The following is a 13,375-nucleotide window of genomic DNA, read 5'->3' on the forward strand; positions in this document are numbered from 1 at the left end:
CCGTCATTGGATCACGAGGTCCGCGATGAGGATGTCGCTGGGTGCATCGCCTCCCGCGACCGCGCGGGCCCGGCGCAACAGCTCGGCCTTCAGGCGCTGCAGCCCGATGCTCCCGTCCAGGTCGCTCTCGTTGAGTTGGCGGAGGTAATCCTGGAAGGCGTCGCGAACGAAGAGGTGGCGCTCCTCGAACTTGTCGCCGCCCTCCCCTTCCGGGTCGTAGACGACGGCGATGTTCACCTTCATGAACCTTGAGCTGAGTCGGCCGCTGGCCCCAACCGAGGTGACGTTGACGACCATTTCCTCGAGCTGAAGCAATGCCTGACCCGGCACGCCGCCATGCTCGCCAGCCTCCGAAAGTCCTTCGCCCGTGGATCCGTGGTCACCGGCGGCCTCGGTCTCATCGCTCCCGCCGAACGGAAGCGCGGCCTTCACGCCATCGTAGCCCGCGCCGAAGACCAGCCCTCCGGCCAGAGCGGCACAGGAGAGGGCGCCGGCGAGCAGGACAACACCTGCCCGACCGCGTCCGGTCGTTCCGCTCGCCATTTCTGCCTGACCTGCCGCCATGGACTCAAAGTCTCCGCTTCTTGCCTAAACTATCTCAAGACAAGACGATTATTTCAAGTATAAATATCTATTAAAAGATTGCTAAGCGGCAAAGATCATGCATACTATTCTTGTGTTACCAAGAACAAACAGCGGCTGGCCGTGAAGTCTATCCTTGATAACCTGATGTCGCTGGGGCGCAATCGCCTCATCGCGCTCGGCGCGACCGGCCTGGGCCTGGTCGCCGCCCTGCTCCTTGGCGTGGGCGCGGTGATGGCGCCGTCCTACACGCCCCTCTACAGCGGTCTCTCGCCGGCCGGCGCCTCGCAGGTCGTGAACACGCTCGAACAGGCCGGCTTCCGCGTCGAGCTGACCGGCGGAGGCTCCGTGGTCAGCGTGCCCGAGCCCGACGTCGCCCGCGCGCGCATGGCCCTGGCGGACCAGGGCCTGCCCGAAGAGGGGATCCCGGGGTGGGAGCTCTTCGACAACGCGACCGGGCTGGGCATGAACAGCTTCATGCAGCGCATCAACCGGCTGCGGGCGCTAGAGGGCGAGCTGGCGCGCAGCATCCAGACGATCGACACCGTCGATAATGCACGGGTTCACCTCGTGATGCCGGAGCGCGAGGCGTTCTCCCGGTCCCGTCCCGAACCCAGCGCTTCGGTCATCGTCCGGGCCTCCGGCTCGGGCGAGATCAGCCGGAACCAGGCCCGGGCGATCCGCAACCTGGTCGCCTCGGCGGTCCCGGATCTCTCGCCGAGCAAGGTCACCGTGCTCTCCGCGAGCGGCGAAACGATCCTCGCCGAGGACGGCGAAGCCGGCAGCGACATCTCGCTCCAGTCCGTCCGGACCTCGCTCGAAGAGCGGATGTCGCGCAGCATCGAGCAGATCCTTTCCGCCCGGGTCGGCGCAGGCAACGCGCGGGTCCAGGTGAGCGTGGACCTGACGAACGAGCGGCAGGTCATCCGCCAGCAGAGCTACGACCCGAACCAGCAGGTCGTGCGGTCCACGGAGACCCGGCAGGAGACGATCGAGGATACGGAATCCGGTCCCGAAGAGGTCGACGTCGGCGGCAACCTTCCCGAGGCGCTCGGCGGTGATCCCGCGGGCGCACCCGGCACCCGCAGCACCCGCTCAACGGCGGACGAGATCGTGAACTACGAGATCGGTTCGACCCAGAGCGAGGTGGTGCGGGAGCCGGGCGATATCGAGAAGGTCTCCGTCGCCGTCCTTGTCAACGGCATCTACAACCGCCTGCCCTCCGGCGACGTGGAATACGAGGAGCGCGCCCAGGAAGAGCTCGAACAGCTCACGCGGCTCGTCGAAACGGCGGTCGGCTTCGACGCGCAGCGCGGCGACACGGTTTCGGTCGAGAGCCTTCGGTTCATGGACTACTCGATGGAGCTCGGCGAGGCGACGGGCCCCTCCCTCGGCCGGCTTGTCGCCGAGAATGCCGGGGCCGCGCTCCGGGGTGTCTTCGCCGTGGCGATCGTGGCGCTGGTGGTGCTCTTCGGCGTGAAGCCCGCCGTCACGCGGCTGACCGCCGAGCGGTCCGAACCTTCCGGCATCATCGCCCATCAGTCGGACGCCGCCGCTCCCGCGGCGCCCCGGCGCACCGACGCCGGCGGCCAACAGGCGCCCACCCAGTCCGGCGAGGCCGGACCTCGGCCGAACGCCACGGAGGACGAGCTCTACGATCCGCTCCGCGGCGTCGAAGGCGACTACGTGAAGCTCGCGGCTGTGAACGGCAGCGTGCGGCGCAACCGTCTCCAGGCCATCGGCGAACTGGTCGAGAGCGAGCCCGATGAATCGCTGCGCGTCCTTCGCACATGGCTCGCACAGGAGGCCTAGGGATGGACCCGGTGATCCTGCAGAATTTCGACGAGCTGGACGAGCCCATCGGGGGGCCCCCGCTCTATGACGCCGAGGCCCTCGACGCGGCAAGGACGGCCGCGTTCGCAGAGGGCCACGCGGCGGGAAAAGCCGACGGACTTGAAGAAGCCGCCCGCTCGCTTCAGGCGCGCGAGGCCGAGACCCTCGAACGGCTCGGAGACAGGATCCGGACGCTCCAGCAGGGCGCGGAAGCCCACCGCACGGCGCTCGAAGAGCAGGTGCTGGCCTTCGTGCTCCAGATCGCCGAGCAGGTCTTTCCCGAGTTCATCACGGATCACGGCCCGGCCCGCGCCGAGACGGAGCTCCGGCGCACGGTGCGCATGGCGCTCGGCAGCCCGACACTCACGATCTCGGTCTCGCCCGAGGTCCTGCCGGGCATCCGCCGGGCCATCGACCTGGCGGCGGAAGCTCAGGACTACCCCGGCCAGCTGGAAATCCGCGCCGACGAGGCCCTCGCCCCCGGCGACGCGACCGCGGCCTGGCAGACCGGTTTCATGGAATACAGCTACGCGGCGATTTGCGACCGCATCCTCGCGAGCCTGAGGGCGAAACAGCCCCAGCCCCGCAACGACACACCCAGCCGGAGCAAAGAACATGAGTGATCCGAAGGCCGGTCGAGATCCGGACGCGCAGGCGACCAAGAAAACCGAGACCGCCGCAACGGCGGAAGAGGACATGGTCCTCCCCGAGTTCGAGAACGAACAGAACCAGACCGTGCTCGAGAACATGGTGGGCGACGAGGTCCGTGCGAACGGCGGCGGACGCAGCATCGAGGCGATGCTGAACGTCGGCCTGGACGTGAACATCGTCCTTGGCCGCAGCCGGATGCCGATCTCGCAGCTTCTCAAGCTCAGCCGCGGCTCCATCATCGAGCTGGACAAGCGGATCGGCGAGCCGGTCGACATGATCGTCAGCGATCGCCTGGTGGCCCGCGGCGATCTGGTCCGCGTCGGCGAGAACCGGATCGGCGTGACCCTGACCGAGATCGTGAAGGACTTCGTCGGCGACACATGAGGCGTCCGGTCGGCCCCACCCTCCGCTGGCTTGTCATGGCCGCGGTGCTGCTCGCTCCTGGCGCCGCCATGGCACAGGATGGCGGAGAGCTTTTGGGTGCGCTCGCCGACGCTCTCGGGGAAACACCGCCGGGTTCCGACGGCACGGCGGAGCTGAGCGGCCGCATCCTTCAGCTCATCGCGCTGATCACCGTCCTGAGCCTCGCGCCGGGGCTGCTGATCGTGATGACCAGCTTCACCCGCTTCGTCATCGTCTTCTCGATCCTGCGCTCCGCCCTGGGCCTCAACCAGACGCCGCCCAACGTGGTTCTGACCAGCATGGCGCTCTTCATGACGTTCTTCGTCATGCAGCCCGTCTTCGAGGATGCCTGGGAGGGCGGGCTCGAACCGCTCCTGTCGAACTCGATCACCGAGGAGCAGGCCGTCCAGCGCATCTCGGACCCGTTCAAGGTGTTCATGTTCGCCAATACCCGGCCGCGCGACCTGGAGCTGTTCCGCCAGATCGCGGCCCGCGCCGACGGCGAAGAGGCGGCCGAGGAAGAGCCCCCCCTCCCCGAGACAGCGGCGGACGCGGCCTGGCGGGAGCTGGTGCCGGCTTTCATGATCTCGGAGCTGCGCCGGGCCTTCACGATCGGCTTTCTGATCTTCCTGCCCTTCGTGGCGATCGACCTGATCATCGCCTCGGTCCTGATGAGCGCCGGCATGATGATGCTGCCGCCGGTCCTCATCTCGCTTCCGTTCAAGGTAATCTTCTTCGTGCTGATCGACGGCTGGCACATGCTGGCGGGCAGCCTCATCGAATCCTATCTCCCGGCGGCGGGCGGATAGCAGGAAACCGGGAGACGACCCGATGCAACAAGAACTGCTTGCCGATCCCAAGAAGAAGGATGGAGCGGTCCCGGTCCCGAAGTCGGCCAAGCCAGCCGCGCTGAAAGGCCCGGAGAAGGCTGCGATCCTGTTTCTCTGTCTCGGCGAAAAGCGCGGGACCGAGCTGATGAAGCAGCTGGACGAGTACGACATCCAGACCATCACGCGGGCGATGTCCGGACTCGGCACCATCTCGGCGGAGGTGGTCGAGAACGTCATGTCCGAGTTCACCGAGCAGGTGACCGATCTCGGGGGAGTCGTCGGGTCCTTCTCGGTCGCAGAGAACATGCTCAAGAACTTCCTGCCGGACGGCCAGGTCGCCGACATCATGAAGGAGATCCGGGGCCCGAAACGCGAGCGCGGCATGTGGGAGCGCTTCGAGTCCCTCAACGAGTCCGTCATCGCGAACTACCTCAAGGGCGAGCACGAGCAGACCTCTGCGGTCATCCTCAGCAACGTCTCGCCCGAGGTCGCGGCCCGCGTACTGCCACTCCTCGATACCGACCAGATGCAGGACATCGTCGAGCGGATGATCGGCCTGGATGCCGTGCCGAACCACATGCTGCGCGAGATCGAGGAAACGCTTCAGCAGGACGTCATGGCCTCCGCCTCGCGCCCCACTGCGACGGAGCTTCAGCAGCGCATGGCGGAGCTCTTCAACCGGCTCGATCCCGACGCCTTCGAGCGCATCTCCTCGGCGCTCGACGAGCGGCTCCCGGAGACCTTCGGCAGTATCAAGCAGAAGATGTTCACCTTCGAAGACCTGGCGCGCCTGGACCAGCAGAGCCTCGCCCAGGTCATGCGCGGTGTCCCCGGCAATACGCTGCCCCTGGCCCTCCGTGGCGCGAGCAAGGAGATCCGCGATCTCTTCCTGGCCGCCCTGCCCCAGCGGTCGCGCGACATGCTCGTCGAAGAGATGGCGACGATGGGCCCGGTACGCGGTCGCGAGGTCCGCGAAGCACAGTCCGAACTGGTGGATTTCGCCAAGGACCTGGCCGACCAGGAGGTCATCCGACTGCCGACCGGCGAGGACGACGAGCTCATAGAGTAAAGTCGGGCGAGCCCCGCCTTACCGGTAGGGGGCAGAGGGCTTGGCGGAGATCGCGGTGATGTCGAGCGTGATCGGAACGTAGCGGCGCGAGGCACCGCTCGCCAGGTTCGTCATCATCTGGACGGCCGCGTTCCCGGCCACGGCCGATCCGTCGAGCGCGTCGGAGATCGCCGTGTACTTCCGGACCAGCGCCTCGACCTCGGCCGGGTCCTTCAGCTTCGCGATGTCGAACTTCTTGGCGAAGAGCTCCGCCTGCTTGTCGATGTCGAGCTGCGCAACCTGTTCGGGGATCCCCAGCGCGGTCCGCATGAACGTCGCGTGTCCCTTGTCCTTCAGGACGTCGAGCCAGGTCTTGACCTCGGGCGCTGCCCTGCGGAATTCGAGGGCGATGCCGACCGCCTCGTTCTGCTCGGCCTGGTTGTTGATGAACCGCTGCTCGACGTAACGGTCGACGATCGCCTCCTGCCAGGAGGGGTCCAGCGTGTTGGCGTTCTTCGCTCCGGCGTCGGTGAAGCCCATCGAGATGTGAAGCTCCCTGAACCGCGGATCCGTCAGTCGATTGACGAGAGCCTTACGGTCGTTGATGTCGCTCTCGAGGATCTTGCCGATCATCGCCTTGCCGAAGATCTGATCCTCGAGATCGAAGGCCCGCATGACGAAGGTATAGACCTCCTGGTCGTCCAGGAGGTCCTCGACGCTCTGGATGTCGCCGATCCGTTCGCGGAAAGTCGAAATGGCGCGGGAATGGCGGGCGCTGCTCTCGATCAGTTCGAGCTGACGATCGCGCGTCGCGTCGACGAGGCGCATCGCCGTCTGCGTCCCCATTCCCGCGAGGGGTATCACTCCGCCGCCTCCAGGTAGGGCGTCTGTGCCGCCGCGGCGAAGATTTCCTGCTCGCGCTTCATGAGCGGCCGGAGCGCGCGCAGCGCCTTGTAGTAGTCGCTCGCGCTGACGTAGTTCGCCGCCTCGAAGACATTGCCGCGACGCTCCGCGCCAAAGACGGGCACCAGTTCGGCAAGCTTGACCTGGATGGCCGGCACGAGCTTCTTCCGAAGATCGGCACGGGTCAGAGCCGTCTGGATCAGGAAGTAGACCTGGGCGACAGGCGTCGCCGCATCGCCCTCTTCCAGCAGGTCGTGCCCGCGGATGATGTCGCCGTGCGTCTCGATGACCATGACGTGCCGGCGGCTGGAATTGCGCATGACGCAGCCGTTCACGACGATGCGCTCCTGCGGCTTCAGTGTGAGTTTCAGTGCCATCCGTGCGCCCTCAACCCATCGGGCCCGGCGCGCGGCCGGCCAGTCCGTCGACGATGCTGCGGTTCACTGCCGCCAACGAGCGGAGCCCTGCCCCGCCGCCGAGGATCGCGTTTGTCTGACGTTCGATCCAGAGCGACAGCGAAATCAGCTGCGCCCGGAGTGACGCCGGAAGCGCGTTCTCGGGGCTGGCGAGGTCGTACCGAAGGTGGTGCCAGATGGTGAGGTTCTCGGTCAGCGCCTCGCGCAGGCCGTCGGCGAGGATGCCGATGCGGTCGCTCGACGCTTCGGCGGCGTCATAGCTCTCGGCCTTCTCTTCGAGACGAATGGTAACTTGGGAAAGGACGCGGCGCTCGATCTGGCGCGGCGTTTCGCTTTCGCTGATGGTTCGCTTGTAAGCTGCGATGCTCATGGCTTCTGCTCCATGTCGGTCACGCCGTTCTGGCGCTGACCCCTGCCTGCCTCGTTAGTGGAGGAGAGGCCGGCGAACCGGCCCCTCCCAAAGACGTCCTCAGCGGAAGAGGCTGAGGATGTTCTGAGGCGCCTGGTTCGCCATGGACAGCGACTGGGTCGCCAGCTGCTGCTGAACCTGCAGGGCCTGGAGGCGGGCAGCCTCCTCTTCCATGTTGGCGTCGACCATCGAGCCGACACCGGCGTCGAGACGATCGCTCAACTCGTTGAGGAAGTTCTGCTGCGTCTCGATGGCCTTCTCGGCGACGCCGAGATTCGTCGCCGCACCGATCACGGTCTGGAGCTCGGCTTCGGCCGCGACCAGTTCGGCCTCTAGTGCTGCCTGGGTCGTCGCGCCACCGATGTTACCGGCTATCGTTGCGAAGTTGCCCGCGACGGCCTCCAGGTCAGTGTTGGTGAAGCTCTGCGTGGTGGTCGAGATCGTACCACCCGCACGGCTCACACCCGTGGTGACGTCCTTGGTCGCCTGAGCGGTCACACCGGCCGTGGAGATCAGGTTCTCGCCGTTGAAGGACGACTGGCTGATCGCGGTCAGCATCTGGTCCGTCAGAGCCACGAGTTCCTTCTGGACTTCGGCCTGGTCAACGCCCGTTTCCTGGGCGAAGGCCGCGCGCTCCATGAACTGCTGGGCGAGGTCCTTGACCGTCTCGGCACCGAGACGGGCCGTGGAGATCGAGTTCTTCGCCAGCGTCAGGCCTTCGTTGACGGCCTTGTTCATCCCGCTCTCGGCGCTCATCGTCGTCGAGATCGAGAAGTACGACGCGTTGTCCTTGGCGGAGTCGACCTTGAGACCGGTCGAGATGCGGTCCTGGGTCTGGCTGAGGTTGTTGTTGATGTTCCGCAGAGTCGACAGGGCGTTCATCGCGGAATTGTTGGTCAGAATGGAAGACATGCTTCACTGCTCCGTTTTCGTTCTGATAACGTGTGCATCGTCTTTCTGACGAAAATCGGCATAAGCCGTGATCAGGAGATGGGAAGCGAAGGTTAAGTGAAGGTTAAAACTTCGACCTAAAGCGAGGCGTCTATGCGCGCGGACCCGGCCTGTGGCCGTTCCTGCGTCTGGCCCGACTTTCCGTAGAGCCCGCCAAGGCTGTGCCGGTCCCGGATCCGCCGAAGCTCCCGCCCCACGTCACCGGCTGCGGAGGCGACCCGTTCCAGGAGGACACGGTCCTGTTCGATGAGACCGGCGAGCGCCGCGAACTCCCGACGCAGCTCCAGGCGCGCGCTGTCGTCCAGAAGGGAGGCCGCCGCCTTCAGCTCGGCCCCCAGGCGCTCCTTCTCGGCCTGAAGTTCCTGGACCGCGACGAAGTCACCGGCCTGCAGGGCCTTGATCTCCTGCCGCAGGACGCCGTTCAGCGCCTTTATCGCGGTCACGCAGGCACTCTGCTCGCTCGTCATTCCGACGCTCCTTCTGTGGTCCTGGCCCGATAGGCGTTGATCGCCGTCTCGATGCTCGCGGCGATGCCCGTCGTTCCCGACCCGGCGATCTCCTCGGCGAAGGCGCGGCTCATGAAGCCTCGCCAGGTCTCCTCGGCATGCCCGCCACCGAAGATGCCGCTGTCCACGGTGCTCATCATGTGTTCGACGGCCTGCGACAGGAAGACCGCCTCGAACTCCTGCGCCACGCGGTGGGCCTCGGTGTCCTCGCCCGTGTCGCGGGCTCTGGCCTGCGAGGCTTGAGGCGGACGCCCGGCATCTCCCGGGATCTCCATCAGATGATCTCCAGATCGGCGTGAAGGGCACCTGCCGCCTTCATCGCCTGCAGGATCGAGATCGTCTCGGTCGCGCCGAGACCTATGGCGTTCAACCCGTCCACGAGTCTCTGCAGGCTGACGTCTCCTTCCAGGATCGCGAAATTCGTCTGCCGCTCTTCGACCGTCACGCTCGTCTGGGGCACGACAACGGTCTCCCCCACGGAGAAGGGCTCGGGCTGGCTCACTTCGATCTCCTCGCGGACCATGACCGTCAGCCCGCCCTGGCTGACCGCGACCTTGCCGATCCGGACATCGGCTCCGATCACGATGGTCCCGGAGCGCGCGTCGATGACGACCTTGGCCACGGTGTCCGGGTTGACCCTAAGGTTCTCCACCCCGGCGATGAGACCGGGAATGTCGGACTTGTCCGTCGGGTAGATCTCGATGGTTCCCGGGTCGAGCGCCCGGGCCGTGCCGCCGCCGAGCGCGCCGTTGATCGCCGACTCGACGCGTACCGCGGTCGTGAAATCCGGCACACGAAGCGCGATCCGGATGCTGTCGAGTTCGCTGAGTTCGAAGTCGATCTCGTTCTCGATCGTCGCACCGTTCTCGATCCGCGCCACGGTCGGGACACCCTCGACGATGCTCGCGTTCGCGCCCTGCGCTGCGTAACCCGCGACGGCAATCGGACCCTGCGCGACCGCGTAAATCTCGCCGTCCGCGCCGGTGAGCGGCGTGACGATCAACGTGCCGCCCCTGAGCGAGGACGCATCCCCCAGCGAAGAGACGACCACGTCTATGGTCGAGCCGCGCCGCGCGAAGGGCGGGAGCGAGGCGGTCACCATGACGGCGGCCGTGTTCTCCGTCTTGATCTGGTCCTCGGAGAGATTGCCCACGCCGAGCCGCTCCAGCATCCCCTCGATGGACTTCTCGGTGAACGGGCTGTTGCGGAGGCTGTCCCCCGTCCCCGCGAGACCGACGACGAGGCCGTAGCCCACGAGCTGGTTTTCCCGAACCCCCTCGAAGGTCGCGATGTCCTTGATCCGCACCTGAGCCGCGGCGGCCCCGGCCATCGCCAGCACAAGGCCGGCGAGGACGATGGTCCGAAAGAGACCGCGCGGGCGGCTCGGGTGGGGGACGGGCATGTAAATCGCTCCGATATCTTTGGAGGCATTAGACCATAGAGCCCTCAATCCATCAATAGATATGTATATCGCCTCATTTGTTCTTGTTTTTGCTTGACTAAACTTGACCGCCACACCAGTCTGACCGGGAACAGCAGGCTGGCAGGTCTGGATCAATTAATGAGGGAGGCGGGATGCACATCTACCTCTATGAGCCCCGCTCGGAGCGTCATCAGGGCCTGACCCGGGAACTCGGCTCCGTTTCCATGTCGCCGGTCTTCATCGGGCCGGAGTTCTTCCGCACCGACCTGACCCTGCTGAACCGCGGCAGGAACGATCAGCGCCCCTTCCTGCTCGCCGCCGAAGCCGAGAACACCATCGAGCAGGTCCGCCTGCTCCGCTCGTCCGGCTGCGGCAATCCGATCATCGTCCTGCGGGATTTCCGCAACTCGAACCACGCCGCCGCCGCGCTCAACGCCGGGGCGGATGACGACATGACGATCCCGCTCAAGGGGATCGAGCTCAAGTCGAGGCTCAACAGCGTGATGCGCCGCGCCAAGGGCCACGCCTCGGAAAGCGTCACGGTGGGCGAGGTCACCGCCTTCTTCGATGGCCGGGACCCGATCGTCGCCGGCAAGCGCGTGCGCCTGTCGCGCCGCGAGCACGCGATCTTCCAGCACCTCGCGCTCAGCCCCAACCGGCTGGTCAGCAAGGCCGCGATCTATGACGCGGTCTACGGCATGGCCGAGGAGCAGCCGCTCGACAAGGTCATCGACGTCTACATCTGCAAGATCCGCAAGAAGATCGATGCCGCCTCGGTGACAGGCCGACAGTACATCGAGACGGTCTATGGCCGGGGCTACAAGCTCTCGATCGACCAGGCCGACGAGCCCGTCGCCACCCCCGACGAGCGGCAGGCCGAGGTCGCCTGAGGCGGCCTACATGAACTTCAGGAAACTCATTTCGGACAGGCGGCGCGTCACCAGGTAGGAGGCCTCCAGCCGGGTCTCCAGCTCTGTCAGGCGGGTCGCAGCCTCGTAGGGATCGACGTTCTCCATGGCCCCGATCTGTCCGGCGTAGAGATCTCTCCGGGATTCCAGCAGGGCGATGGTCTCGTCGAGCCCCTTCTGTGCGCCACCCAGGCGCGCTTCGGCTTCCAGCAGCCCATCGAGACCGCTGGACAGGGCGCCGAGCGCCTCCTCCATCCAGGTCTGACGGGCGGCGGCATCCGGGATCTCGGTCGCATCCGTGGCCGCGAGCATCGCCAGACCTCGGTAGATATCGCGGAAGGCGGGGTCGTTCGCCTGTACGCCGTAATCCAGCGTCACGCCCTCGTCGATCCGGGCCGACTGCCGGGGCACCGGCACACCGCCGCCGTCGAGCAGCGGAGCGCCGCTGTAGAAGGTCTCTTCATATGTCCGGGCGGCCGGCAGGGCCGTGCCGTCGAAGACCTGGGCGAGCTCGGCCGCCTTCGCGGTCGCGTCCGCCGCGCTGACCACACCCCCGCCAATCACCCCGTCGATGACCTGGCTCGGGACCAGGCCCGTCACCGGGTGGGCCTCATCCCAGGCCGTCATCGGAGAGACGGCGGTCTCGATGCCCGAGAAGAGCTGCGTGCCGGAATGGCTCGTGTTCAGCTGGCCGAGGATCCGGTCCAGCGCCGAGGCGGCGGCCGCCTTCAGCGCGCCATTGTCGGAGGCACCGGCGCTGGTGACTCCCAGCGCGGCGGCGCGGACCTCGTCCGCCATCGTGCGGACCGAGCCCATCACGGCCGACATGGCATCCATCCGGGCCGCCAGGACCTTGTTCGTGTCGATCTGCTTCACCTGGCGCTCGTGCATCGCGTGCAGCTCGATCAGCTCGCCGGCGCCCGATCCCAGAGCGCCGTAGATGTCGGTCCGCTTGCCCGAGGCGACCTCCTGGCCGGCAGTATCGAGCCGTTCCCGCAGCACGGCGACGCCGTGGCGCAGGCTCGTGAGCTGGCTGTAGATCGGTGCGGGGTTGGAAATCACGGGCATCCCGATGTCCTCAGATGGAAGCGAGCAGGTCGTCGATCATGCGGGCCACGGTGGTGAGCACCTTCGAGTTGGCGGCGTAGCTCTGCTCGATCGCCAGAAGGCGCTGCATCTCGCTGTCGATATCGACGCCTTCGGCCTGTGTTCTGCTTTCGGCGACCGCTGCGCTCGCGGTGCGGATCCCGGCGAGGTCGCCCTCGGCCTTCGAACGGACTGCCTGCTGGTCCGAAATCAGCTGCGCCGCGAAGCTGGCGACCGTCACGCCGTCCTGCAGCCCTGCCGCCGGGTCGTAGGTCCCGGGCAGCGCCAGCCCGTCGAGGACGCTTTCCAGCGTCGCGGTTCCGCCCGCCGGGCCCTCCGCCCCAGCCCCGATCCCGTCCCGCAGCCGCCAGAGCGCCCCACCCGCTTCGGGGCGCACGGCGTCGTTGACCGCGATACGACCGGCGAGACCCTCGCGCAGCGCGGGGTTGTAGGCGGCCCCCGCATCGGTAAAGAGCCCCACCCCGCCGGGGGCCACCGTCGGGTCGGAGGCGCTGAAGCCCTCAACGAGCTCTCGCGCGGCCTCGTCGAGTTGGAGCCGGAAGCGCGGAAGCGTCCCGTCCTTGAGAGACATGAGGCCCGCGAGCCGTCCCCCGGAAATGCCCCGGTTGGGAGCGGCGCCCGGCGTCACGTCGATGCCGCCGAGGCTCAACCCCGCGACCGGATCGTATTCCAGTGTCTCGGCCCGGTCGCCCACGACCATCGCCGTCCCGTCCTGAGTGAATATGTCGAGCCCGCCGTCGATTCTCTCTCGGACCTTGAAGTCCATGGACTGGGACAGCGCGTCGAGCCGGGCGTCCATCCGGTCACGCAGCTCGGCGGCGGCCGCCGTGTTCGGCTCCATCCGGTTGATCCGCTCGTTCAGGGCGGCAAGTTCGCCGAAGATCCCGTTCACCCGCTCGACTTCCAGCGTCGTGTCCCGCCGGATCGCGCCCGACACGTCGTCGAGCTTGTCCGACAGCATGTTCAACGTGCCGGTGAGCGCCTGGGCGGCGTCGAGGACTTCCCTCTGCCGCGGACCGGACCCCGGATCGGTGATGAGCGCCGTGATCGAGTTCTCCAGCGCGCCCAGCCTGTCGCTCAGGGTAGTGCCGTCGCCCGGCTGACCGAGCGCCGCCGAGTAACCCTCGAGCAGGGCGGAGACGGTCGACTGGGTCGCCGCCATCCCGAGGTGCTCGCGGTGCATCTGCGCGAGCGCGGCGGAGCTCTCTCGCGAGAGGCCGGTCACACGGACGCCTGACGTGCTCCCCCCGCCCTGTGTCGCGAACCCGACGTCGCGCCGGACGTAGCCCTGCGTGTTCGCGTTCGAGATGTTGCCGGCGGTCGTCTCCGACCACCGGCTGACGGCCTGGAGACCGCTGCGGCTCGCGATGAGGGCGCCTGTGAGACTCATTGGCCTGAACCGGTCC

At 66.8% G+C, this 13,375-nt stretch carries 16 protein-coding genes; 6 read left to right on the plus strand and 10 right to left on the minus strand.

Features of this window, described 5'->3' with window-relative positions; translation table 11 throughout:
* Window positions 1–3: 3 nt before the first annotated feature.
* Window positions 4–564, minus strand: a complete 561-nt coding sequence (locus F3S47_RS01445; RefSeq protein WP_150443441.1) for a flagellar basal body-associated FliL family protein — start codon at window positions 562–564, stop codon at window positions 4–6.
* Window positions 565–705: 141 nt separating this feature from the next.
* Here F3S47_RS01445 and fliF point away from each other — a divergent pair, with 141 nt between their 5' ends.
* The 5 genes from fliF to F3S47_RS01470 are packed head-to-tail and all read left to right on the plus strand — an operon-like array spanning window position 706 to window position 5,367.
* The gene (gene fliF, locus F3S47_RS01450; RefSeq protein ID WP_150443442.1) at window positions 706–2,394 is read left to right on the plus strand and encodes a flagellar basal-body MS-ring/collar protein FliF; all 1,689 of its coding nucleotides are present in this window, start codon (window positions 706–708) and stop codon (window positions 2,392–2,394) included.
* A 2-nt stretch (window positions 2,395–2,396) separates the two neighbouring features.
* Window positions 2,397–3,038 carry a FliH/SctL family protein gene (locus F3S47_RS01455; RefSeq protein WP_191090041.1) on the plus strand — a complete coding sequence of 214 codons (642 nt, stop codon included), beginning with the start codon at window positions 2,397–2,399 and terminating at the stop codon, window positions 3,036–3,038.
* Window positions 3,031–3,450: a FliM/FliN family flagellar motor switch protein gene (locus F3S47_RS01460; RefSeq protein WP_317978250.1), complete on the plus strand. Its 420-nt coding sequence runs from the start codon at window positions 3,031–3,033 to the stop codon at window positions 3,448–3,450. The genes F3S47_RS01455 and F3S47_RS01460 overlap by 8 nt, the downstream gene beginning before the upstream one ends.
* On the plus strand, window positions 3,447–4,277 hold the full coding sequence (gene fliP / locus F3S47_RS01465) for a flagellar type III secretion system pore protein FliP (protein ID WP_150443444.1): 831 nt from the start codon (window positions 3,447–3,449) through the stop codon (window positions 4,275–4,277). The genes F3S47_RS01460 and fliP overlap by 4 nt, the downstream gene beginning before the upstream one ends.
* Window positions 4,278–4,299: 22 nt before the next feature.
* The gene (locus tag F3S47_RS01470; protein ID WP_150443445.1) at window positions 4,300–5,367 is read left to right on the plus strand and encodes a flagellar motor switch protein FliG; all 1,068 of its coding nucleotides are present in this window, start codon (window positions 4,300–4,302) and stop codon (window positions 5,365–5,367) included.
* Between the two features lie 18 nt (window positions 5,368–5,385).
* On the opposite strand, the gene F3S47_RS01475 is transcribed toward F3S47_RS01470, so the two are convergent.
* The 7 genes from F3S47_RS01475 to F3S47_RS01505 all read right to left on the minus strand — a co-directional run bounded on the left by F3S47_RS01475 (window position 5,386) and on the right by F3S47_RS01505 (window position 9,861).
* Window positions 5,386–6,210: a DUF1217 domain-containing protein gene (locus F3S47_RS01475; RefSeq protein ID WP_150443446.1), complete on the minus strand. Its 825-nt coding sequence runs from the start codon at window positions 6,208–6,210 to the stop codon at window positions 5,386–5,388.
* Window positions 6,207–6,626 (minus strand): flagellar biosynthesis repressor FlbT, encoded by a 420-nt coding sequence (locus F3S47_RS01480; protein WP_150443447.1) that lies wholly within the window; start codon window positions 6,624–6,626, stop codon window positions 6,207–6,209. The genes F3S47_RS01475 and F3S47_RS01480 overlap by 4 nt, the downstream gene beginning before the upstream one ends.
* Window positions 6,627–6,636: 10 nt before the next feature.
* On the minus strand, window positions 6,637–7,035 hold the full coding sequence (locus F3S47_RS01485; protein ID WP_150443448.1) for a flagellar biosynthesis regulator FlaF: 399 nt from the start codon (window positions 7,033–7,035) through the stop codon (window positions 6,637–6,639).
* Between the two features lie 99 nt (window positions 7,036–7,134).
* A complete protein-coding gene (locus F3S47_RS01490) occupies window positions 7,135–7,986 on the minus strand; it encodes a flagellin N-terminal helical domain-containing protein (protein WP_150443449.1) in 852 nt (283 codons plus the stop codon).
* A gap of 116 nt (window positions 7,987–8,102) precedes the next feature.
* Window positions 8,103–8,492, minus strand: coding sequence for a hypothetical protein (locus F3S47_RS01495; protein WP_150443450.1), 390 nt, complete (start codon window positions 8,490–8,492; stop codon window positions 8,103–8,105).
* Complete coding sequence (locus F3S47_RS01500) at window positions 8,489–8,806, minus strand: rod-binding protein (protein WP_150443451.1); 318 nt, start codon at window positions 8,804–8,806, stop codon at window positions 8,489–8,491. Before F3S47_RS01500 ends, F3S47_RS01495 begins: the two co-directional genes overlap by 4 nt.
* A complete protein-coding gene (locus F3S47_RS01505) occupies window positions 8,806–9,861 on the minus strand; it encodes a flagellar basal body P-ring protein FlgI (protein WP_396279742.1) in 1,056 nt (351 codons plus the stop codon). The genes F3S47_RS01500 and F3S47_RS01505 overlap by 1 nt, the downstream gene beginning before the upstream one ends.
* Window positions 9,862–10,106: 245 nt before the next feature.
* On the opposite strand from F3S47_RS01505, the gene F3S47_RS01510 reads away from it, so the two are divergent.
* The gene (locus F3S47_RS01510) at window positions 10,107–10,844 is read left to right on the plus strand and encodes a response regulator transcription factor (RefSeq protein WP_150443453.1); all 738 of its coding nucleotides are present in this window, start codon (window positions 10,107–10,109) and stop codon (window positions 10,842–10,844) included.
* Window positions 10,845–10,850: 6 nt separating this feature from the next.
* Here the strand turns inward: F3S47_RS01510 and F3S47_RS01515 are convergent, their stop codons facing one another.
* Window positions 10,851–11,930, minus strand: coding sequence for a flagellin (locus F3S47_RS01515; protein ID WP_150443454.1), 1,080 nt, complete (start codon window positions 11,928–11,930; stop codon window positions 10,851–10,853).
* Between the two features lie 10 nt (window positions 11,931–11,940).
* Window positions 11,941–13,359, minus strand: a complete 1,419-nt coding sequence (gene flgK, locus F3S47_RS01520) for a flagellar hook-associated protein FlgK (RefSeq protein WP_150443455.1) — start codon at window positions 13,357–13,359, stop codon at window positions 11,941–11,943.
* Window positions 13,360–13,375 lie beyond the last annotated feature (16 nt).

It is taken from the genome of Histidinibacterium aquaticum (assembly GCF_008710275.1).
In the GTDB taxonomy this organism is placed as follows: Bacteria; Pseudomonadota; Alphaproteobacteria; order Rhodobacterales; family Rhodobacteraceae; genus Oceanicola; species Oceanicola aquaticus.